Source organism: Sphingopyxis sp., assembly GCF_016793825.1.
Taxonomy (GTDB): domain Bacteria; phylum Pseudomonadota; class Alphaproteobacteria; order Sphingomonadales; family Sphingomonadaceae; genus Sphingopyxis.
Genome location: NZ_JAEULM010000046.1, coordinates 81,679 through 103,452, shown reverse-complemented (window position 1 = coordinate 103,452; position 21,774 = coordinate 81,679). Strand labels below are relative to the sequence as shown.

Genomic DNA, 21,774 nt, shown 5'->3' with positions numbered 1-21,774 from the left:
AGCCGGAAAGCATGGTCCCAACGATCAGGCACCGCACCCCAAGGGTGGGCGGACATTAATCGGAACGGTGGGCGGGATCAGCTCGGAATCCCGGGCGGGAATTCCTCGGAATGGTGGGCGCGATCACCTCGGAATCCGCAGTATCGCGGGCCGGCACCTGACCTTATGAAGCGGGTCTACATCGTCACCTCCTCGCCAAGCCGCGGCGATGTCGCGCAGATGCTCACGAACGCAACGAATGCCCCCCCGGCGCATTTTGTTCTGTGCTATTGGTTACTCACCACCTACCTGGAGACAGGGGCCGTCGGCTAGGTGATATGTCAACCACAACGCCCAATTTCGCAGGCGACCATCAACCGACACCGGGCGCAGAGCAGCCTCGACCTGAGTGCCAGTCGAACGCCCGCTTTCTGACATAGCGAGACCACGGCGGGAATGGCGGACATCAGGCGCAAACCTGCAAGCGTCAATCGCCAGTCGCCGGGCGCCGCATCGGCTGGCCGGTCAGATGCCTTTTCACTTCGTCGGCCGCAAGCGACTGCAACCGCTCGATCGCTGCGGTCGAATACCACGCAGCGTGCGGAGTCAGGAGCAGATTTGAACAGTCACGTAGGGGCGAGTCGAGCGGTAACGGTTCGGCCTCGAACACATCGAGCGCGGCGGCGCGCAAATGGCCGGATGCCAGTGCGGCAGCCAGTGCCTCAGGGTCAATCAGGCCACCGCGGGCGGTGTTGACAAGCGCCGCGCGATCCCGCTTCCGCGCCAGTCGCGCCGCGCTTACCACATGGTGTGTGTCGGGCGTCAGCGGGCAATGAAGCGTGATGACGTCCGCACGGTCGAACAGCGTGTCGAGATCAACGGCCTCGGCCCCCAATTCTACAAGCAGGTCCTGATCGACATAGGGATCAGCGACGATCCCTTGAAAGCCGAACGGTTTCAGGCGCGCCAACACCTCACGCCCGATACGGCCGAACCCCACGAAGCCCACCGTCGTCTCGGGAAAGGCACGCAGCGCGCCGGCTACGCCGACCGCATCCCATTTCCTTTCGCGCACCGAGCGGTCGAGCGGCGCCACGCAGCGCAACGTCGCAAGAATCAGCGTCGCAGTGTGATCTGCCACCTCGCCAGTCGCATAGTCTGGGACATAGGCCACCTTCACGCCGCGCGCCCGCGCGGCCGCCAGATCGATATTGTCGAGCCCGATGCCATAGCGGACGATCAGCGACCCCGGCGCCAGGCGGGCGATCGCGTCCGCGGTCACCTGGGCAAACTGGACAATCAGCACATCGGTGCCATCGGCGGCCGCGACCACGTCCTCGGCGCTGGTGCATTTTGCCTCGATGAACTCGGCGCCGTGCTCGGCGGCGACCGCGCGCTCGTGCGTCAGGGACGGGAAGGTCGCGTCGGTCACGGTGATCTTCATATTCACTCCTCGTGGAAACCGAAAAATCCAGGCTGCGCTTGATCGGGTCGACCGGCTTCCTCAGTCGATCAGGCGGACGACCTGTTGCTGGACGCCCAGACCTTCGATGCCGAGTTCGACACGGTCGCCCGGCTGCAGATAGACCGGCGGCTGCTTTCCCATGCCGACGCCGGGCGGCGTTCCCGTGGAAATTATGTCACCCGGCTCGAGCGTCATGAAGCGGCTGATGTAGGAGACGAGAAAAGCCACTTCGAATACCATCGTCCGCGTCGAACCGTCCTGCATGCGCTGCCCGTTGACATCGAGATACATGGCGAGATCCTGTGGATCGCCCGCATCATCGTGCGTGACGAGCCAGGGGCCGACCGGACAGAAGCTGTCGAGGCTCTTACCCTTCAGCCATTGCCCTGTCCCTTCGAGCTGGAAGCCCCGTTCGGACACGTCGTGGACAACCGTATATCCGGCCACATGATCCAGCGCGTCCGCCTCGCTCACCCGCGTCGCTCGCTTGCCGATCACGACGCCAAGCTCGACTTCCCAATCCACCTTTTTGGCATCGGCGGGAATGCGGATGTCGTCGGTCGGCCCGCACACCGAGGTATTGGCCTTCATGAACAGGACCGGTTCAGCCGGCACCGCCATGTTGGTCTCGGCGGCGTGATCCGAATAATTCAGCCCGACACAGACGACCTTTCCGACACGCGCTATCGGGCAACCGATCCGCACTCCCGCGGCAACGGCGGGAAGATCCACCGGGTTTATCGCGGCCAGCGCCTCGACGGCCCCACCGAAATCTCCGCCATCCTCGCCCGCCACCTGCGACGCATCCCGAATGATGCCGGCATCGTCGAGCAAGCCGTATCGCTCCGCTCCTTCCGGGCCGAACCTTACAATGCGCATATCTGTCCCTTCCGATTATGACTATTGGCTGATCGGCGAGCGGCTCAATAGGTCGCGCGGCCGCCCGAAAGATCGAAAACCGCCGCCGTTGTGAAGGAGTTCTCCGCGGTCGCGAGCCAGCAGATCATCGACGTCGCTTCGACAATATCGAGCATGCGCCCGCGCGGAATCTTCGAGAGAATATAGTCGATATGTTGTGGCGACTGCGTCATCGCGAGCGCGGTTTTCGCAAAGGCGGGCGTGACCGCGTTGACCGCGATATCGTATTCGGCAAGCTCCTTGCCGAGCGACTTGGTGAGTGCGAGCAGGCCCGCCTTCGCCGAGCTGTAGGCGACCGCGTTGGGGTTTCCCTCCTTGCCCGCGATCGAGCTGACATTGACGATCCGGCCATAGCCCGCCTGCATCATATAGGGCACCACCACGCGGCAGCAGTAAAACGCTCCCGTCAGACCGACATTGACCACGTCTCGAAAGGCATCGGGCGGATATTCCCACGTAGGAACATTCGGGCCGACCAGCGCGGCATTGTTGATCAATATGTCGAGCTGGCCGAAATGATCGACCACTTGCCTGGCGGCCGCCTCGACCCCCCCCAGATCGCTTATGTCGACACGCTGGCGCAGCACCGGCGCGCCATCGCCAAGCCGCGCTCCGGCATCCTCGAGCATCTGGCTGTCCCAGTCCCACAGCGCAACCGAGCCGCCGCCGGCGAGGATGCGCTGCGCGACGCCAAAGCCGATTCCCTGCGCCCCCCCTGTGATGACCGCTACGCGGCCCTCGAAATCATAATGGTTCGCGCCAGCGCGGGCGGCGCTGTCGGCGTGGGCGGAACTATGGCTCTCCATCCAACTCTCATTCTATTAATTGCGTATTGATAGCCTTAATAAGTATTATTATATAGCATGTGTCAAGCCAATATTGAAGGTTCAGAAAGTGATTTTGGGAGCATCAGTGGCCGCATCGATGTCCGATTATCGCAAGCTCGCGCGGCGGCGACTGCCGAAATTCCTTTTCGAATATGTCGACGGCGGGTCCTATGACGAGGTCACGCTACGCCGAAATCGCACCGACCTGCAGAATATGGCGCTGCGTCAGCGGGTGCTTCGCGACGTGTCCAATGTCGATCTGGGTATTGAGCTTTTCGGCCGCCGCCAATCGATGCCGATCGCCCTGGGGCCGATCGGGCTGGCCGGCATGCTCGCCCGCCGCGGCGAGCGACAGGCCGTCGTTGCGGCCGAAGACGCCGGCATTCCCTTTTGCCTGTCGACAGTGTCAGCCTGCTCGCTGTCCGAAGTTGCCGACGCCGCGCGCGCGCCCTTCTGGTTTCAGCTCTATATGATGCGCGATCGCGGCTTTGTGCGCGACCTGCTCGCACAGGCACGCGAGCAGGGCTGCAAGGTGCTGGTGTTCACGGTCGACATGCCCGTACCGGGCGCGCGTTATCGCGACTATCGCTCGGGCCTTGCTGGCGCCTCCGGCCTGAGAGGTGCGGTCCGACGCGGGGGACAAGCACTGCGCCATCCCGGCTGGGCGATAGATGTCGGGCTCTGCGGGCGGCCGCACAGCCTTGGCAACGTCGCGCCGCTGCTCGGTCGGAAAACCGGCCTCGACGATTTCTTTGCATGGATGCGCGGAAATTTCGATCCCTCGGTCACGTGGCGCGATCTGGAATTTATCCGTGGCGCCTGGGACGGACCACTTGTCATCAAGGGCATCCTCGATGCCGACGATGCGCGCGCTGCCGCCGATTTGGGCGCCGAAGGCATCGTGGTCTCGAACCACGGTGGCCGGCAACTCGACGGCGTTCCTTCGACGGCTGAAGCACTGCCCGCCATTGTCGATGCGGTGACAGGAAGGCTGAAGGTTCTCGCCGATAGCGGAGTGCGTTCGGGCCTGGATGTCGCACGGCTGCTCTGCCTTGGCGCCGACTGCGTCTTGCTGGGTCGGGCCTGGGCCTATGCACTCGGTGCCGGCGGCGGAACCGCGGTGCGACACATGCTGACGCTGTTCCAGGCCGAACTGCGCGTCGCGCTCAGCCTTACGGGCGTCAATCGCATCGCGGAACTAGATCGTGAGGCACTCGTCGCCTGATCTCCACGCCATGGCGCTCTATATTCGATCATATTTATGTGCCATAAATCGCACGATTCATATGTTGATGGGCGAGCCGAAATCCAATGAAAGCCGTTGAAAGCAAGGGACTGCATGGCCGTGTGATCCAGGATCTGGGCCAGGCCATATTGTCGGGCGAATTTCCGTCGGGATCGACGCTCCCGGGGCAAGAAGAATGCTGCGCCAGATTGGGTGTCAGTCGCACCGTGCTGCGCGAGGCGCTGCGCGTGCTCGCGGCCAAGGGTCTCGTCGATGCACGACCAAAAGCCGGAACCTTCGTGCTTCCGCGCGAAAACTGGAACTTTCTCGACCCCGACATCCTCGAATGGCGGCTGCGTTCGGAGGATCGCGACACGGTACTCGAACAATTGTACGAGCTGCGCCACATGGTCGAGCCGACAGCCGCCTTTCTGGCCGCATCGCGGGCCAAGCTTCAGGACTTCCGGCGTATGGGCGAAGCCTTTGACGCAATGGCCGCCGCGGGGCGCACCCATGACAGCATCGAATCCGATCTCGCCTTTCACCGCGCGATCATCGAAGCGTCGGGCAACGACCTGTTCGCTTCGTTGGGGCGGGTCGTGGAATCGGCGCTGGTCATCAGTTTCCGGATCGGCGCAGACAATCCCGACGGCACCGAACATTCGCTGGCGATGCACAAGGCGATCCTCGACGCCATCGTCGATCGCAACGGCTCCGAAGCGCGTGTCGCCATGCGCAAGCTGATCGATTATTCGAAAGGCACCGTCGCGCGCGTGTCCGAAGCGAAGGGAAGCGAGGCGCGCCGCCAATCGAAGCGTTGACGCTCCGTCACAGCATGTCGCGCGCGTGCCTGGCGCGTAGCCGCTTTGCAATGACAAGCAACGATGCCAGCGCAATCGGCGTCCAGATGACCATCACGAAGACCAGCGACAAACCGATCTTCGATTTGTCCTGCAGCACGCCCTCGGTAAACCAGCTCACCATAGTTGGCCCGATGAACAGCCCCATGACCGACAGGAAGGTCACATAGACCGCGCCGACGCTGGCACGGAGGGATGCGGGCGTCCCGAGCTGCAGGGCCGCCGGTGCGTATCCCGCATAGGTATAGGTAGCACCCCAGAACGCGATAGACGCGGCTAGGAAGGCGGCGGGGCTGCCCGACAGGATGCCGCCGATCATTGCGGGTATCGAAATGCACAGCGCGATCGCCGGAACCTTCGCATGGGCATCGACCATGCCGCGGTTATAGAGACGCTCGACCAGCCAGCCCATCGCAAGCAGCCCAACCACCCCTGCGCCCCCCTGCGTCGCCCCATAGGCGATTCCGACCGTTTCGATCGGCCAGCCATAGGTCCGCGACATGAACGTCGGAGTCCACACATGAAAGGCGGTGACGATGACATTCACCGAGCCGAAGGCAAAAGGATACCCAAGGTAGAATAGCGGATCGGTACGGATCAGCGCCCATAGCCCGGGCGCCGGCTCCGGTTCGCCATTGGTCGAAATCCCGTTCGACGCCGGCCGACGGTTTTCACGCAGGAGCAGGGCCAGCGGCGCCACCAGAACGGTCAGCGCGCCGACAAGCAGAAAGGTCAACTGCCACGGATAGACATGGCCCAGCAGCGGCAGAATGATCGTGCCCTCGCTGGCAAGCTTGTGCACCAGCCAGCCACCGCCGATGATCGCGAGTCCGCCACCGGCGAAGGCGCCGACGGTGTAAAAGGAATAGGCCGTCGCCAGCCGACGACGCGGCACCTGTTCCGCTATCAGCGAATAGGCGGCCGGCGATAGGCCCGCTTCCCCGGCGCCGAGACCGAGCCGGCTGAGGAAGAATATCAGGAAATTGCTCGCCAAGCCCGAAACAGCCGTCGACAGACCCCAGAAGGCGACGACCGCCATGCACAACCAGCGTTTGGAATAACGGTCCATCAACCGGCCAAGGGGGATACCCGCTGCGGCATAGAAGATACCGAACGCCGGCCCAAGTAGCAGGCCCATCTCAACGTCGGTAAAATGAAGATCGCGCTGGATCGGCTCGACCATCAGCGAAATCAGCGCGCGATCGACGAATGACAGGAAATAGAAGAGCATGAGGACGGCCACAAGCGGCCAGCCCGATAGCAGGCCCCTGGTTTGCGGCTGCGGCTCGCTTGTCTCACTCACTCGCCCGCCCCTCGTCGCCATCGATTGATCCGCGATCCCGTCTAGTCATCACCCGCTCGCTCGCAACCGACTATGATCGATTGCGAGCGACGGGGGTTCGCGTCCTAGAGCTTCAGCGAGGCTGTCAGATAGAAAGCCCGGGGCTGGTTCGGCAGGACCGAAAACAGCTGGTTCGGATCTGCCGACACCTGCGCCGGCGTCAACGTCTGCCGATCTAGCGCGGTGAGCAAACTCCCACCCTTCGCCCAACCCATGATCCCGACGGTGTTGAAGAGGTTGGTGACGTTGCCCTGGACGCTGAAATTGCTGTTCACGTCCCAGGCGAAGCCGATGTCGACCGTGCTGAAGCCCGGCAGATACCATGCGTTCCGGCGGTTGGCAGCGCGCTTGCCGAGATAGGAATAGGTGGCAAACAACGACAGGGCCTCGACCGGTCGATAGGTCGCCGTCGTGCGGGCAATAACCTTGGGATTATTATCCGCCGTTCCCGGCGGAACGGTGCTGACGACGTCGTCGCTCCCGTCACCGATGGGGCCTTGTGTGTAGGTGCTGAATCCCTTCGCTTTCGGATTCTGCAGGGTCAGGTCAGCATGAAGATTGAACTGGCTGCTGATGTCGAAATCGCCTGAAATCTCGACGCCATAGGTTTCCACCTGGCCGAACACCGGCGGCGGCGAATAGTTCGTTCCCGCGTTCGGCGTGCCGGCCTTGTAGGTGAAAGTCTGGTTGTCCGCGATGTTCGAATTCTTGCTCCAGAACGGGAAGGCCTGGATGAACATACCATTGTCGCGGTATTTCAGACCCATCTCGATCTGCTGGATCTTCTCCGCCGACGGGAAAATCGTCGCGATCGCCGCGGGAGTCGTGATGCCCGACAAGATGCCAAAGTCCGGCGCCTTCTTCCCGCTGGTGTAGCGGACATAGGCCTGAAATGCGTCGGAGAATTGATAGGCGGCCGACCCCGAGAAAGCAAAATAATCATATTTGCGCTTGAACGGCAGGCGCGCGCCGCGAGCCGTGGTTGCATTGTCGTATAGCGTCAGCGGATTGCCGTCGCGACCGCCCGTGGTCAGCTTGTTTCCGGTAAACGCCGCGGGCAGATAGGTGAAGTTATCGTAGGTCAGGCTTTCGTAGCGCCCGCCAATGTCGATCGTAAGCTTGTCGGTCGCTTCCCAAGTGTCGCCGCCATAGATCGAGATATCGGTCATCTTCGTGCCGCTCTCGCGAATGGCGAGGCCTTGGCCGATCCCGGCCCAACCCGACGAATCGGTAACGAGATAGACCGAGCCGTCTGGGCGCGTCAGTGTCGTGCTGAGCAGAACCGGACGCGGCTCGAGGGTCATGACGCCGCCGCCAGCGCCCGAGAAGCGCTGATGGAACGTCGATTGATCGAAGTAGGCGCCAATCGACAGACGATGGCGGCCAAAGGTGCCCGATAGCGTCAGCTGGTCCTGAAACGTCTCCGACCGGAAATCCGGCTGATAGGCGAGGCCCGCCATGATCCCGCCGGCAAGGACATTCTGGCTGGGCAGATTGTTCACGACCAGCGTGCGCGTGGCGCCGACCTGCGACACCACGGCGGCAATCGAACCGTCCGGCAGCCGATAGGTGTAGGTGCCATCGATTCCGTTGGTGCTCTGGATCGTACGGATCCCCCCGTCGGCATCGGTCAGTGGCGTCGCGAAATTGACCGCGACCGTGTTCCAGTGCGCCTTGTTGCGCGAAAAGCGGAAGCTGTTGCTGATCTGGATATTGTCGGTCAGGTCGTGGCGCCAGTTCACATCGAACGACACCGCCTTGCTGTTGACGAGGTTCGACCCGTCCCAGTCGCGGATCTCGCCCGTTCCGAAATCGACATAGCTGTGCGGCGACGCCGGCGGCAGCACCGAAGACAGATTGGTATAGGGCGCCAGGATCTTCGGATCCTTGAAGTCGCGGGCGGGAAGCGTCTCGAACCAGCCGTTGTGATCGTTGAGATATTTCGCGCGGATCGTCAGCGAACCACCGCCATAATCCCACAGCAGATTGCCGCGAATCTGACCGCCCTTGTTGAGCTTGTAGCCGGGGTAGCGCGCGCCGTCACTGACCCGATAGAACCCACCGATCGCATAATAAACGTCGCTGTCGCTGATCTGGCCGCCGGTATAGGCGTCGAAGCGATAAAGCGGCGATTTTCCGTCCCCTTCCAAGCCGAGCTTGAACTGGAATTGCGTGCCGGGCGCCGATTTTCCGGTTTTCGAGATATAGTTGAAGATACCGCCGGGCGCATTCGCACCGGTCACCACCGCCGTGCCGCCGCGCAGCGCCTCGATGCGATTGTTCATGATATCGAGGCGGCTGAAATAGTCGGGACCGAAATTGGTCGCGGTGACCGGTTCGACGGGCAGGCCGTCCTCCTGCAGCGACACATAGAAATAGCCGCCTGCGGCCTCAAGCGAGCGGGCAGAGACGCCGCGGGAGAAGACGATATTGCGAATTTCGCCCAACGACGAGTTCACGAAAACGCCGGGCACGCTTTTCAGCGCGTCGGCCGAACTGATCGGTGCCTGGCGCTGCAGGACATCTTCGGTGACAGCGGTGATCGAGATGGGCGCCCGCTCAATCGAAGTCGCACTGAAAACGCCGGTGACGATGATCTCCTGATCGTTCGCCCCTGCCCCCGAATTGTCGTTCGCCTGATCCTGAGCGTGCGCAACGCCCGTCAGCGATACCATCGCCATCACAGATCCGGATATGAGTAGCACCTTACGCAACATGCCTTCCTCCCATTTTGGCCGGCCAGTCGCTTCGGCCGATTATCGTTATCTTAAGGCCGCGCAATTCTCATCGCGCCAGCCATAATGGCATATTGTTTATCTATACACAGATCATTTAATATGCCTAGATGTTTTTTGGCGTCAAGCTGCTCCGCCCGATTTCTTGGCGACATGCCCACAAGATCATGAAAACTGGGAGTCGCGCGTGGCCTTACCGGCCTCGAGCCATGCCAGTGCCTGCCTCCACATCCACGGCGTGAAGCGGTGCGCGACGCCGGCTTCGCGCACGACGACAAGCCGCGACCGGTCATCGGCATAGGGATCGCCCAACCTTTCGACGAACGCCTCGCCTCCTTCCGGCGGAACCTGACGATCCTCATCCCCACAGATGAACAACATTGCCGGACGGTGCCGGTACTGTTCGGCATTGGTCAGCGGGTCGAACCGGCGATAGAGAGCCTGCTGCGCTTCGCCTGCCTCCCCCTGCGGCTCAGCCGAGCCCGGACGCAACCAGTCAGGCGTGGCCAGCGCCGCCGCGACGCGGCCGATCCGATGATCATTGCCTGCCGCCGCTACCGCGATATCGCCGCCCATCGACACACCTCCGATGCCCACATCGGGCTGGATGTCGAAATTCCGGGTCGCCCAGTCGATGACGGCCGACACCTCTTCGGTCGCCGCGGCAAGAATGGGCCAGAAATGACGACGCAGATTGCCGCGGACGCGCTGCTTCATCTCGTCGGGGCTCTCGTCTCGCCGTTCGCCGTGCCGAGGCATATCCCAGCTCAGCGCCAGGAAGCCGCGCGCAGCAAGTTCGGCAAGTTGGGGCACGACATCCTCTTTCGTCCAGCTGAAGGCATGGAGCCAGATGGCCAGGGGTCGTCGTTCGACGCCGGCCGGCTCGACCCAGATGAGCGGGATATCCCCTAACTGCGCGGTTTGCAGATTAGGCATCACTGATCGAGTGCGGCGCGATCCTCCGCGATCCATTTGCCCCACATCTCTTCGTCAGGGCGAAGAAACAGGCTGTTGGCGCGCGCTTCGATCAGGTCATCGACACCGAAAAGCCGCATCAGGCGGCGGTCATTACGAGCGCGTGCCGACTCGACGATACGCTGTACCGACGGTCCATTGTGATTGTCGCGCGTCGGCAGGCCGACACGATTATAATAGGTGCTGAAAAAATAACGCGGCTTGCCCGACGTGTTCGGCGTGCCGCTATGCAGCAGCGAACAATGGGTAAAGACCACATCGCCTGCCTTCACGTTCAGCACGGTCTCTTCGGGATGCGGCAAGACGCGGTGCGCCTCGGATTCGATTGTGACCGCGCGCCGGTGCGATCCTTCGACCACCCGCAACGGCCCATATTCGTCGGTCAGATCCTGCAAATAGCAGATCGCGTTGCAGGCAATCGGACGGACATATTGTGGCCCCTCAGGCATCCACCCCCAGCGATCTCGGTGCCAGAAACTCACCTTACCCTCGGCCTCTTCCTTTGGCTCGGACGGAAACGCCATGAAGGTCAGATTATCGAGTTGAACGAAGGGCCCCATTACCCGTTCGGCAAAATCGAGGACGACCGGGTTATTGACGGCCGGCAGCATCAAGCCGGGCTCCTGCTCCAGCGCGCTGGTGACGCGCAACCGCGGCTCGGGCGCGCCCGGCGGCGTATTGCGGCGCACCATATCGTCGTATCGGTCTTTCCATGCCTGCATTTGGCCGGCGTCATATGCACCTTCAAAAATCGTATACCCGCGCTCGCGAAACTCGGCGATACGTTGCTCCAGGACCTTCTCCGACATCCGCCACCTCTCCTCCGTAGCCGAGCGAAACGATATCAATCATATTATTTTTATCAAGAAAAATGTATATAATATTATTATATGTAGCCGCGCCAACCGGGTATCGTCCCGATCACGGGACATCTCCCTGATCGCCAGACACGCCGCGCCAGGCTGATTCCCATGCTTCCAGGTCGGAGCCAACGGCACTTCCTAAGTGGACTGACGGTGCCATTTGATGGCCGAACCGGCGTGATCGGTGCCCAAGAGTTCGTCATCCGCGCGAGCTCGAATTCCGATTGCACCATTGCATCCGACGGATGCCCAATAATTGCCCTTATTTTTATAGGTTTAATAAGTCGATGGCCCGGATGAGGGATTGAGACCTTTTCGCCTTTGAGCATGTACTCGACGCAGCTCATATGGGCGACGCCACCCCGACGATCCCCAAGACCCGCTTACCAGGCCACGCGCCGACCCCGTCCCGGTATATGGCTGAGCACGCTTCGCATCGCCAGACTGGAGTGGATGCGCGCAACCCCAGGGAGGCGCGAGAGGATATTCTTGTGAATTCCCTCATAGGCGGCCGCACTGACTGCCGACGCCCGCAGCAGATAGTCGGCATCGCCGGTCATGAGGAAACACTCCTCGATCTCCGGGTGCTGGCGCACCGCCTCCTCGAACCGGTTGAGATAAGCCTCGGTCTGCCGTTCGAGCGTGATGCGCACGATCGCGATGACGCCCCCTTCTTCGGGCGTCGCGACGATGGCGGTATAGCCGCGGATCACCCCACTTGCCTCGAGATTGCCGACGCGCCGCAAGCACGCCGAGGGTGACAAACCCACCTCTGCCGCCAATTGGCTGTTCGGCACGCGGGCGTTGAGGCGCAAAAGCCTCACAATATTCCGGTCAATCGAGTCCATGACGCAACATCATTCCTTTTGTTTCGCCGAATATTGCTTCTATCATCGAAATTTGCCGAAATGAACCGCAGTTCGATCACATATTCGAGCGATACTTGCGTAGAAGCGACACCGACCGGATGCACCGGCGGGGATCGAGGACATGGGGATCGCTGGCATAAGCGGAGGCCGACTGCGCATCGACCTGGATGCAATCGCCGCCAATTACCGGCTGATCGCCCGGCGCGTCGGCCCTGCCGAGGTCGGTGCCGTCGTCAAGGCAAATGCTTATGGTCTCGGCGCGACCGAGGTAGCGCAGGCGCTATACAAAGCCGGGTGCCGGCTCCTCTTCGTTGCGCATTTGGGCGAGGCCTTGGCGCTGCGGTCCGTCTTGCCGGACGAAACCAGATTGGTCGTGCTCAATGGCCTGCCGACCGGCGCCGAACCGGCATGCGCCAAAGCCGCCGTCATCCCCGTCCTCAATTCGACCGAGCAAGCCTGCCGATGGGCCGATACGGCGCGGCAAGCCGGCACGCGCCTGCCCGCCGCGCTTCAGTTCGACAGCGGCATGGGGCGGCTTGGGATGGCTGTGGAAGACCTCGCGTCGCTCGCAGCCGACACCGGATTTCACGCGGCGGTCGATATCGCCATGATCATGAGCCACCTCGCCTGCGCCGACACACCCGAACATCCCGCCAATGCCGCGCAACTCGCCTGCTTTCAAGCTGCATCAAGGCTGGTTCCGGGCGTCCCCCATTCGCTCGCCAATTCGGGCGGCGCCTTCCTGCCGCCCGACTTCCATGCCGACATCGTGCGAGCCGGCATCGCGCTTTACGGAGGCAGCCCAAACCGCGGCGGTCCCAATCCCATGCAGCCAGTTGTCGGACTTGAAGGCCGTATCATCCAGATCCGAACGGTCGCGGCGGGCAGCCGCGTCGGCTATGGCCATAGTCATTATTGCGAACGGGAAAGCCGTATCGCGACGGTCGGAGTCGGCTACGCAGATGGATTGCCGCGTTCACTCGGCAACCGCGGCGCGGTATGGCACGGCGGACAGCGGCTGCCGATCGTCGGCCGCGTGTCGATGGACAGCATCACGGTCGACGTCACCACTCTTCCGGCGGACCGCATCAGGGCCGGAGACTGGGTCGAGTTGATCGGTCCGCATCAATCGATCGACAGGTTCGCCGACGATGCAGGCACCATCTCCTACGAGATGCTGACCAGCCTTGGTGCGCGATATGATCGGAGCTACATCGATCAGGCGATGGGCGATCGAGGAGAAATCGCATGAAGGTTGTCGTTCTCGGCAGTGGTGTCATCGGCGTCGCATCGGCCTGGTATCTCGCCGAGGCTGGGCACGAGGTGATCGTCGTCGATCGCCAACCAGGCCCGGCGCTCGAAACGAGCTTTGCCAACGCAGGCGAAATCTCCCCCGGCTATGCCTCGCCATGGGCGGCCCCGGGCATCCCGCAAAAGGCGATCCGCTGGCTGATGATGCGGCACGCGCCCCTGATCCTTCGACCCGCCGTCGATCGCGAAATGCTCGGCTGGCTGTTCTCTATGCTCCGCAACTGCACCAGCGCCCGCTACGCAATCAACAAGGCGCGGATGGTGCGGCTCGCCGAATATAGCCGCGACCGGCTCATCGCGCTTCGAGCCGACACCGGCATCACCTATGACGAGCGAATGCAGGGTACGTTGCAGTTGTTCCGAACCCAAAAGCAGCTCGACGGGACCGCCAAGGACATTGCCGTTCTGCGTGCCGGCGGTGTTCCGTTCGAGCTGCTCGACCGCGAGGGCTGCATCGCTGCCGAGCCGGGCCTCGCCCCATCGCGCGAGAAGATCGTCGGCGGCCTCCGTCTTCCCGGCGACGAGACAGGCGATTGTTTCAAATTCACCGGCGCCCTCGCCGCCATGGCGGCCGAACGCGGCGTTCAATTCCACTATGGCGAAGCGATCCGTTCGCTGGTGATCGAGAGCGGGCGTGTCGCCGGAGTCGAAACCGACCATGGCCGGATCACCGCCGATCGTTATGTTCTGGCGCTCGGCAGCCATTCGGCGGCGTTGCTGCGGCCGCTCGGCCTCAAGCTGCCCGTCTATCCGGTGAAGGGCTATTCGATCACGGTCCCGATCGTCGATGCGGCGCTCTCTCCGGAATCGACGTTGATGGACGAAAGTTACAAGATCGCGATCACGCGGCTCGGCCATCGTATTCGCGTCGGTGGAATGGCCGAGATTTCGGGATACAACAATGCGCTGCCGGAACGCCGTCGCGCCACGCTCGTCCATTCACTCACGGACCTTTTCCCGGGCGCCGGCGACATCGACGCTGCCAGCTATTGGTCGGGGCTCAGGCCGATGACTCCGGATGGGACACCTGTCATCGGCAAAACGCCCTATGACAATCTCTTTCTCAATACCGGGCACGGCACCCTTGGCTGGACGATGGCCTGCGGGTCGGGCCGGCTGATCGCAGATCTTGTCAGCGAGCGTCCGACCGACATCGAGGCTGCCGATCTGTCGATCGCGCGCTATGACCCGCGCTGACTCCCCTCATACCAACCACGAGAAAGGAAATGACATGACCATTACCCGCATCCAGCCCGGCCCGCGCATGAGCCAGGCCGTCGTTCACGGCGACACTGTCTATCTGGCAGGACAGGTCGGTGCACCGGGCGAAAGCGTCACGAACCAGACCCAGGCGGTCCTCGCCCAGATCGAGACCCTGCTCGCCGAAGCCGGTTCGGGAAAGGCAAAGATCCTGTCGGCGACGATCTGGCTCGCAAACATGGCGGACTTCGCAGAAATGAATGCCGTGTGGGACAAGTGGGTCGACGGAAAGGACGCACCCACCCGCGCGACCGGCGAAGCCAAGCTCGCGACGCCCGACTACAAGGTCGAAATCATCATTGTCGCGGCGCGCTGACCCGATCAGGGCGGAGACCGGAAGAAACCGGTCTCCGCTGAACAAGGACGCCGCATCTGATCGACAAGGACGCTCGCCGCAGGCGCTACGACAACGCCCATGCCCTTGAACCCCGTCTCCCGAATGATGAATATGGGCGAGCCATCGTCGCCGCGCCGAAACGGCAGGCCCGGCACGATCTTGGCGAGGTCGGCGACGTTGGAAGCGTATGGAAAGCTGGCCGCCCGGACGATGAAATTCGACCAGTCGCGAACGTCACGCTTTCAGTATCAATCGGCCGATTGGCCGCGCCCACGCCTGTCGTTCGACCAACTCACGCCGGCGGACGCGAGTGCGGCAAGAGCCGCGATGCCGAAGGCGGATGAAGATGCCGTTTCGACGATGGCAGCGGAGAGCAAGATCGACGCGGCGAGCGCCCCCGTGACCTGCCCCGCAAGGCGTGCGGTTCCCTGTACTCCCCCAGCCCAGGCGGCGCGGTGAGCGGGAGCGGCGAGAAACATGGTGCGGTTATTCGGGGTCTGAAACAGTCCAAATCCGACCCCGCACAACACGACGCCAAAGACGTGCCATAATATACCGCAAGCCTGAGTTGCCACCGCCAAGGTCAAAAGGCCACATGCGAGGACGAAGGTTCCCGTGGCACAAAGTCGCGCTGGATGGACGCGATCAAGGAGCCGTGCGGTCACCGGCGTTGTCATGAGAACGGCAAGCGGCCAGGGCGTCATCATCAGCGCAGTTCCCCGCGCCGACAGTCCGAGCCGGTCGTGCAACGCGAAGGGCAGCATCAGCAATGCCAGGCTCATAGCGGTAAAGCACAGCACGGACGCCATCACCGACCGGGAGAAGCGCGGCGACCGAAAGAGCGGCAGCGGGAGAAATGGCCTGGTCCGACGACGGTCGCGCCGGACGAGGAGCCCGAAGCCCGTGACGCCTGCCGTCAGCAGCAACGCGGCCACAAGCATCGATTGCCGCGCGATCCCGGCCGCGACCACAAGAGCCGGAACGACCGCGACATATACCAACAGGCCGGTACCGTCGAGTTGCCCACCTACGCCGCGCCGCATCGGCAGTGCAAAAGTCGCGGACAGGGAGATCCCCGCCAGCAGGACGCTGCCCGCAAAGACGAAGCGCCAGCTTCCAAAACCCAGCAGCAAGGCGCCTATCGTCGGTCCGGCGGCGGAAAGGAGGGCGACCGTCATGGCATTCCAACCGATCGCCCTGCCCAACTCTTCCTCAGCGACGATCTGACGGAGCAGCGCCACGCCCAGTGCCATGATGGCAGCAGCGCCGATCCCCTGAAGCGCACGAAGGACGACAAGAAAACCAAAGCCGGGTGCAAATGAAGCACCGGCGGCGCACACTGCGAACAGGATAGTGCCCGCTACAAAGATCGGGCGGTAACCGAAACGCTCGCCGATCGCAGCGAGCGGCAGCAGCCCGGCAACGAGCGCGCCTTGATAAGCGATCACGAGCCACGCCGCGACCGATGGTGCGACGCCGATACCGTTCGCGATTGACGGAAGCGCGATGTTGACGCTGGATGCGTCCAGCACCGCAGCCGCCATCGCGAAGAGCACGCTCGCAATGGCGACACGGCGGTGCTCCACTGCGGGCAAGACCTGGCTGATCGGCATGAGGGCAGCCTCAGGCCGAAGGAACCCAGACGCCGCCGGCATCGGCGTAGCGGACCATTGCCGTCTCGAGGCGAAGATCGCGCGCTGTAAAGCGGAACTGGATCGCTGGACCGCGGACGCAGAGCGTATCGTGGATATCGCCGGGCAAATATACCTGCACGTCTCCCGGCCGTACCAACGTCGAACCGCGCTTGACGAGGCACGGCCCCATGCCCGGCTCCTCGATGCGAGCATAGGTACTCATTTCCATTTCGCCCTGCAGGACCCCATAGATTACCCAGCTCTGACCGTGATCGTGCGGAACACGATACCGCCCTTCGGCTTCCGTATGCGCGAGCAGGACAAAGCCGTGGACCGGATCTCGGTAGAGCTCACGGCTCTCGGGGCGCTCGCAGCAGAGGTCGGCGAGCCACGCCTCGGTCTGCGGCGCCAGAAGCAGTTCGCCAAGGCGTGCGCTGCAATCGGCAATCAGGTCCGAAGTCAGTGCCCCCCAATTGTCGCGAACGCGACCTGCGAAGAGATCGAGTGCTGTTTCAGTCATGACGAACTCCTGTCTCGTTGTGATCGAGACGGAAGATAGGTCGGCGGTCAGATAGCGGAAGACGCATCATTTGCACTCCATCATTGCGTTTGACGCTATGTATAGATGACAGCCTGTGATAAGGGGCGGACATGAGCGGGCCCGACCTCAATCTCCTTTTCACGCTGGACGCCCTTCTTCAGCAAGGCAGCGTCGCAGGCGCAGGGCGCAAGCTGGGATTAAGCCCATCCGCGATGAGCCGCGCCCTCGCGCGACTACGCACGGTGACGGGCGACCCGTTGCTCGTGCGCGCCGGTCGCGGATTGGTCGCAACGCCACGCGCCGAGGCAATGCGGAGCGAAGTTCACCGGCTCGTCGAAGACGCCCGTGCGATCCTGCGCCCTTCCGATTCCGTCGATCTCTATCGCCTCGAGCGGACCTTCGTGCTGCGAACGAGCGATGGCTTTGCGGAGACGTTCGGCCCTGCCTTGATCCAGCGGGTCGCGGAAGAGGCGCCGCGCGTCCGCATCCGTTTCATCCGCAAGCTCGACAAGGACAGTGCGGGTCTCCGCGAGGGTGACATTGACCTCGAGACCGGCGTCGTGGAGAGCATGATCGGCCCCGAAGTGCGCGCGCAATCACTATTTTCCGATCGATATGTCGGCGTGGTCCGCGCCGATCATCCCATGACCTTGGGCGAGATCACCGCTGAACGCTATGCCGAAGGTCGCCACGTCCTGGTAACGCGACAGGGCCTCGATCTGGGCGCGATCGATGACACGCTCGAAACCCTCGGCCTTGCCCGAACGATCGTCACCACCGTCGATGGCTTCGCCGCGGCGCTCGCGCTGGCGCGGGGTTCCGACCTGATCTCCACCGTTCCCGAGAAACACACGCTCGGACTCCGCGACGGGATGGCGACCTTCGCGCTGCCGATAGAGACTGAGCCTTTCACCATATCGCTGCTTTGGCATCCCCGCATGGAAGGCGACGCCGCGCACCGCTGGCTGCGTCACCTCGTCCGGCAGGCCTGCGACGCGGCACTACGCCCCAGGCCGGACGCATAGGCCAAGACGGCATGGCGCCGCGCGCACGGATCAAATGCAGACGAAGCGCCTTCCACCCGGCGGCGAGGCGCGATATCCCGCTGCCGTCGCCGATGACCAAGGGGCGACCCTGCGCCTTGTCGGAAAGGGGGGAATTGTCATGAAAATGATGCACGGATTATTCACCCAGTTGCTGTTGGCGGTCGGAGCGCCGGTGCTGGCATTCGCCGCATTTCCGGCGGCCGCGGTTGCCGCAGAACCGTCTTTTCAGATCGGCTTCGAACAGGCCGCGATGCCCGATCCGGAGCACGCACCGATCTCCGCGATCATCTGGTACCCAACGACCGCCGAAGCCCGCGACGTGCAGGTCGGACCGGTCGCGATCAAGGCGGCTCCCGGGGCGCCCGTCGCCAGATCAGGCCTTCCGATGATCATCATCTCACACGGCACCGGCGCGGGGGCGATCAGCCATATCGATACCGCGATCGCGCTGGCGCAGGCCGGGTTCGTCGTCGTGACGCCGGCCCACACCGGCGACAATTACGCGGACGAAAGCAACGTCGGCAAGCCGGCGTGGTTCGCGGACCGCTCGCGCCACATCGTCCGCTCCGTCGACTTCATGCTCGGGGACTGGCGTGGAGCGGCGGATATCGACAAGAGCAAGATCGGCATTTTCGGTTTCTCTGCAGGCGCGACGACAGCGCTCATCGCCATCGGCGGCGAACCCGACCTTGGCCGCCTCGCCCCGCATTGCGCGGCAGCACCGGAGTTCGCGTGCCGGCTTTTCCCGGCCCCGGAAGCCACAGCCGGAACGCAATCCTTCTCGCATGACCCGCGCATATCGGCCGCCGCCATCGCCGCACCCGGGCTGGGATTCCTGTTCGGACCCGGCAGCCTCGCGAAAGTAAAGGCACCGGTCGAGATTTGGGCGGGAAGTGAGGACGAGGTCGTGCCTTACGCCAGCAATACCGCGAATATCCGTTCACTGCTGCCACGGACGACCGAGTTCCGCGAAGCGAAGGGTGCCGGCCATCTCTCTTTCCTCGCGCCCTGCCCCGATCCGGGCGCGATGCCCGCGATCTGTGCCGACAAACCCGGTTTTGATCGAATCGCATTTCACTCGGAGATGAATGCGGCGCTGATCGCTTTCTTTCGCACGAAGCTGGCGGTGCGTTGAACGCCTTCATCCCGACCCGAGCACGCTTCTGATGGCAACAGGATCGGCCCGACTTGTTTTCGGGCATCGTAAAACCGATCCGGCGGCGGTATCCTGCCAAGGTGCCAGCATGAGGAGAATTCCATGGACCGGATCGAAACCGAAGCTTCGGGCGGATGCCAATGCGGTGCGGTGCGATGGCACCTCACAGCGGTTCTCGACACATCGCACATCTGTCATTGCCGGATGTGCCAGAAAGCCGGGGGCAATTTCTTCGCCGCGCTGATCGGGGTGCCGCGCGATGCATTGACATGGACGCGCGGTGCGCCCGCGACGTTCAACAGTTCGAACAAGGCGGCGCGCGGGTTCTGCCGCGACTGCGGCACACCGCTCACCTATGACTATCACGAGAGCCGGCACATCAACCTGACGACGGGATCGTTCGACCAGCCCGAACGCTTCCTGCCCAAGGTCCAGTTCGGCATCGAGGCCCGCCTTCCCGTTTTCGACGAATTGCCGCTGACAGCCGAGGGCACGACCGAAGAAACCATGGCCGCCCAAGTCGCGGCGATACGGAAGAGCAACCATCAGCATCCCGATCACGACACCGAAAGCTGGCCTCCCCAAGCCGCATGATCTTGGCCTATCGTTCGAGTTCCAGCAGATATTTCTTGGCATCGAGCCCGCCGGCAAAGCCGGTGAGCTTGCCGTCAGATCCGACAACGCGATGGCACGGCGCAATGATCGAGATGGGATTGCGGCCGTTGGCCGCGCCAACCGCCCGCGACGCGGCAGGGTTGCCGATCTGATGCGCGATCTCTCCGTAACTTCGGGTCTCGCCGAATGGAATGGTCAGCAGTGCCCGCCAGACACGCTGCTGAAACGCGCTTCCCGAAAAGAACAACGGCACATCGAATGCCCGGCGCCGGCCCCCGAAATATTCGCGAAGTTGCCGTTCGGTTTCGACCAGCACCGGGTGCGCGACATCGGCGGCGAGAGCCCCCAACCGGACGCGCCCGGGCCGGTCGTTTTCCCACAATATGGCCGCAAGACCCCTCGCCTCGGCCACAAGAGTCAATTCACCGACGGGCGACCGGATGGTTTTGAAGGCGTGAGTCATGGGTCGATCCTGTCATTCGCTGTCGCGCTTTGGCGACGACCTTCCTATGGCGAATAAGGGGTGGTGATGCGCCCCGAATCTTGCGCCCGACCTCGATAGAAAGCCAGCCATGACTCCTACCGCGAAAATCCTGCTCCTCGGTTCGGGCGAACTTGGGCGCGAGTTCACGATCTCGGCAAAGCGGCTCGGTTGCCAGGTGATCGCGTGCGACAGCTATGACGGTGCCCCGGCGATGCAGGTTGCCGACGAGCGGGAGATATTCTCGATGCTCGATGGCGACGCGCTGCGCGCGGCGATCGAACGGCATCGGCCCGACCATATCGTCCCTGAAATCGAAGCGATCAGGACTGAGGTGCTCGCCGAGATTGAGCGGGAGGGCTTCCATGTCGTCCCGTCGGCGCGCGCCGCGCAGCTCACGATGAACCGCGATGCGATCCGCGACCTTGCGGCCGGCGAACTCGGTCTTGTGACCTCGTCCTTCGAATATGCGACAAGCCGCGAGGAACTGCACGAAGCCGCGGCCCGCATCGGATTTCCGCTCGTCGTGAAGCCGGTGATGTCCTCGTCCGGCAAGGGGCAAAGCACCGTAAAGGGAATCGCGGACGTCGATAGCGCATGGGACTATGCCGCCGCCGGGATGCGCGGTGATCGCCTGCGCGTTATAGCCGAGGCGTTCGTCGATTTCGATTATGAGATCACGTTGCTCACCGTCCGGCACAAGGATGGCGTGACCTTCTGCCCCCCGATCGGACATCGGCAGGAGCGTGGCGACTATCGCGAAAGCTGGCAGCCCGCGTTGATGTCGGATGCCGCGCTGCGGGCGGCGCAGGAGATGTCGACCAAAGTCGTCGACGCGCTTGGCGGGCACGGCATCTTCGGCGTCGAGTTTTTCGTGAAGGGCGATGCCGTCGTCTTTTCCGAGCTGTCGCCGCGTCCGCACGATACCGGGATGGTGACGCTGATTTCGCAGGCGCTATCCGAGTTCGACCTGCACGCGCGCGCGATCCTTGGCCTGCCGATTCCCGTGGTCGAGGTTCCGCAGGCGAGCGCCAGCGCCGTGCTGCTTGCCGACCGCGATGCACAGGATTTCACGATCGCCGGCCTTGCCGAAGCGCTTGCGTCGCCGAACGCCGCGACCGCCATCGACGCCCGCATCTTCGGCAAGCCGGTGACGCGGCCTTATCGCCGCATGGGCGTCGCGCTGGCAAAGGTCGCCGGCGGAACCACCGACGATGCCCGCGCCGCAGCGGTCGCGGCGGCCGGCAAGCTGCGGATAGACTATGCACGATAGCCCAGCGCCTCCTGCCCAAACGCCAACGCTCCGACGCGAACATAGCCAGGGTCAGGACCCTA

At 62.9% G+C, this 21,774-nt stretch carries 20 protein-coding genes; 9 read left to right on the top strand and 11 right to left on the bottom strand.

What is annotated here, in order from left to right; all coding sequences use genetic code 11:
- Nucleotides 1-466: 466 nt before the first annotated feature.
- The 3 genes from JNM03_RS16235 to JNM03_RS16225 are packed head-to-tail and all read right to left on the bottom strand — an operon-like array spanning nucleotide 467 to nucleotide 3,168.
- On the bottom strand, nucleotides 467-1,423 hold the full coding sequence (locus tag JNM03_RS16235; protein ID WP_294038185.1) for a C-terminal binding protein: 957 nt from the start codon (nucleotides 1,421-1,423) through the stop codon (nucleotides 467-469).
- Between the two features lie 60 nt (nucleotides 1,424-1,483).
- Entirely contained in the window at nucleotides 1,484-2,323 is an 840-nt protein-coding gene (locus JNM03_RS16230; protein WP_294038183.1) for a fumarylacetoacetate hydrolase family protein, read from the bottom strand.
- Between the two features lie 44 nt (nucleotides 2,324-2,367).
- Nucleotides 2,368-3,168 (bottom strand): SDR family NAD(P)-dependent oxidoreductase, encoded by an 801-nt coding sequence (locus JNM03_RS16225; RefSeq protein WP_294038181.1) that lies wholly within the window; start codon nucleotides 3,166-3,168, stop codon nucleotides 2,368-2,370.
- Between the two features lie 118 nt (nucleotides 3,169-3,286).
- On the opposite strand from JNM03_RS16225, the gene JNM03_RS16220 reads away from it, so the two are divergent.
- Both JNM03_RS16220 and JNM03_RS16215 read left to right on the top strand, forming a co-directional pair.
- Nucleotides 3,287-4,414, top strand: a complete 1,128-nt coding sequence (locus JNM03_RS16220) for an L-lactate dehydrogenase (RefSeq protein WP_294038192.1) — start codon at nucleotides 3,287-3,289, stop codon at nucleotides 4,412-4,414.
- 86 nt (nucleotides 4,415-4,500) lie between these two features.
- A complete protein-coding gene (locus JNM03_RS16215; protein ID WP_294038179.1) occupies nucleotides 4,501-5,235 on the top strand; it encodes a FadR/GntR family transcriptional regulator in 735 nt (244 codons plus the stop codon).
- A gap of 7 nt (nucleotides 5,236-5,242) precedes the next feature.
- Here JNM03_RS16215 and JNM03_RS16210 read toward each other — a convergent pair whose 3' ends face one another.
- The 5 genes from JNM03_RS16210 to JNM03_RS16190 form a co-directional block, all read right to left on the bottom strand.
- Nucleotides 5,243-6,577: an MFS transporter gene (locus JNM03_RS16210; protein ID WP_294038177.1), complete on the bottom strand. Its 1,335-nt coding sequence runs from the start codon at nucleotides 6,575-6,577 to the stop codon at nucleotides 5,243-5,245.
- 104 nt (nucleotides 6,578-6,681) lie between these two features.
- Nucleotides 6,682-9,297, bottom strand: coding sequence for a TonB-dependent receptor (locus JNM03_RS16205; RefSeq protein WP_294038175.1), 2,616 nt, complete (start codon nucleotides 9,295-9,297; stop codon nucleotides 6,682-6,684).
- Nucleotides 9,298-9,516: 219 nt separating this feature from the next.
- Nucleotides 9,517-10,287 (bottom strand): prolyl oligopeptidase family serine peptidase, encoded by a 771-nt coding sequence (locus JNM03_RS16200; RefSeq protein ID WP_294038174.1) that lies wholly within the window; start codon nucleotides 10,285-10,287, stop codon nucleotides 9,517-9,519.
- Nucleotides 10,287-11,135 carry a phytanoyl-CoA dioxygenase family protein gene (locus JNM03_RS16195; protein ID WP_294038172.1) on the bottom strand — a complete coding sequence of 283 codons (849 nt, stop codon included), beginning with the start codon at nucleotides 11,133-11,135 and terminating at the stop codon, nucleotides 10,287-10,289. The genes JNM03_RS16200 and JNM03_RS16195 overlap by 1 nt, the downstream gene beginning before the upstream one ends.
- A gap of 437 nt (nucleotides 11,136-11,572) precedes the next feature.
- Nucleotides 11,573-12,037, bottom strand: coding sequence for an Lrp/AsnC family transcriptional regulator (locus tag JNM03_RS16190; protein WP_294038170.1), 465 nt, complete (start codon nucleotides 12,035-12,037; stop codon nucleotides 11,573-11,575).
- A gap of 142 nt (nucleotides 12,038-12,179) precedes the next feature.
- Between JNM03_RS16190 and alr the strand changes: the two genes are divergently transcribed.
- From alr to JNM03_RS16175, 3 genes are read left to right on the top strand one after another with little or no spacing between them, the layout of a single operon-like run.
- The gene (gene alr, locus JNM03_RS16185; RefSeq protein WP_294038168.1) at nucleotides 12,180-13,310 is read left to right on the top strand and encodes an alanine racemase; all 1,131 of its coding nucleotides are present in this window, start codon (nucleotides 12,180-12,182) and stop codon (nucleotides 13,308-13,310) included.
- Nucleotides 13,307-14,566, top strand: coding sequence for a D-amino acid dehydrogenase (locus JNM03_RS16180; protein ID WP_294038166.1), 1,260 nt, complete (start codon nucleotides 13,307-13,309; stop codon nucleotides 14,564-14,566). Before alr ends, JNM03_RS16180 begins: the two co-directional genes overlap by 4 nt.
- A 34-nt stretch (nucleotides 14,567-14,600) precedes the next feature.
- Nucleotides 14,601-14,945 (top strand): RidA family protein, encoded by a 345-nt coding sequence (locus JNM03_RS16175; protein ID WP_294038165.1) that lies wholly within the window; start codon nucleotides 14,601-14,603, stop codon nucleotides 14,943-14,945.
- Nucleotides 14,946-15,214: 269 nt separating this feature from the next.
- On the opposite strand, the gene JNM03_RS16170 is transcribed toward JNM03_RS16175, so the two are convergent.
- Entirely contained in the window at nucleotides 15,215-16,579 is a 1,365-nt protein-coding gene (locus JNM03_RS16170; protein ID WP_294038163.1) for an MFS transporter, read from the bottom strand.
- A gap of 10 nt (nucleotides 16,580-16,589) precedes the next feature.
- Nucleotides 16,590-17,120, bottom strand: a complete 531-nt coding sequence (locus JNM03_RS16165; protein WP_294038161.1) for a hypothetical protein — start codon at nucleotides 17,118-17,120, stop codon at nucleotides 16,590-16,592.
- A gap of 131 nt (nucleotides 17,121-17,251) precedes the next feature.
- Between JNM03_RS16165 and JNM03_RS16160 the strand changes: the two genes are divergently transcribed.
- The 3 genes from JNM03_RS16160 to JNM03_RS16150 all read left to right on the top strand — a co-directional run bounded on the left by JNM03_RS16160 (nucleotide 17,252) and on the right by JNM03_RS16150 (nucleotide 19,937).
- Nucleotides 17,252-18,166, top strand: coding sequence for a LysR family transcriptional regulator (locus JNM03_RS16160; RefSeq protein ID WP_294038159.1), 915 nt, complete (start codon nucleotides 17,252-17,254; stop codon nucleotides 18,164-18,166).
- Between the two features lie 139 nt (nucleotides 18,167-18,305).
- Nucleotides 18,306-19,322 carry a dienelactone hydrolase family protein gene (locus JNM03_RS16155; protein WP_294038158.1) on the top strand — a complete coding sequence of 339 codons (1,017 nt, stop codon included), beginning with the start codon at nucleotides 18,306-18,308 and terminating at the stop codon, nucleotides 19,320-19,322.
- A gap of 123 nt (nucleotides 19,323-19,445) precedes the next feature.
- On the top strand, nucleotides 19,446-19,937 hold the full coding sequence (locus JNM03_RS16150) for a GFA family protein (RefSeq protein ID WP_294038157.1): 492 nt from the start codon (nucleotides 19,446-19,448) through the stop codon (nucleotides 19,935-19,937).
- Nucleotides 19,938-19,944: 7 nt separating this feature from the next.
- On the opposite strand, the gene JNM03_RS16145 is transcribed toward JNM03_RS16150, so the two are convergent.
- Nucleotides 19,945-20,421 (bottom strand): methylated-DNA--[protein]-cysteine S-methyltransferase, encoded by a 477-nt coding sequence (locus JNM03_RS16145; protein WP_294038155.1) that lies wholly within the window; start codon nucleotides 20,419-20,421, stop codon nucleotides 19,945-19,947.
- Nucleotides 20,422-20,530: 109 nt separating this feature from the next.
- Between JNM03_RS16145 and purT the strand changes: the two genes are divergently transcribed.
- A complete protein-coding gene (purT, locus tag JNM03_RS16140; protein WP_294038153.1) occupies nucleotides 20,531-21,712 on the top strand; it encodes a formate-dependent phosphoribosylglycinamide formyltransferase in 1,182 nt (393 codons plus the stop codon).
- Nucleotides 21,713-21,774 lie beyond the last annotated feature (62 nt).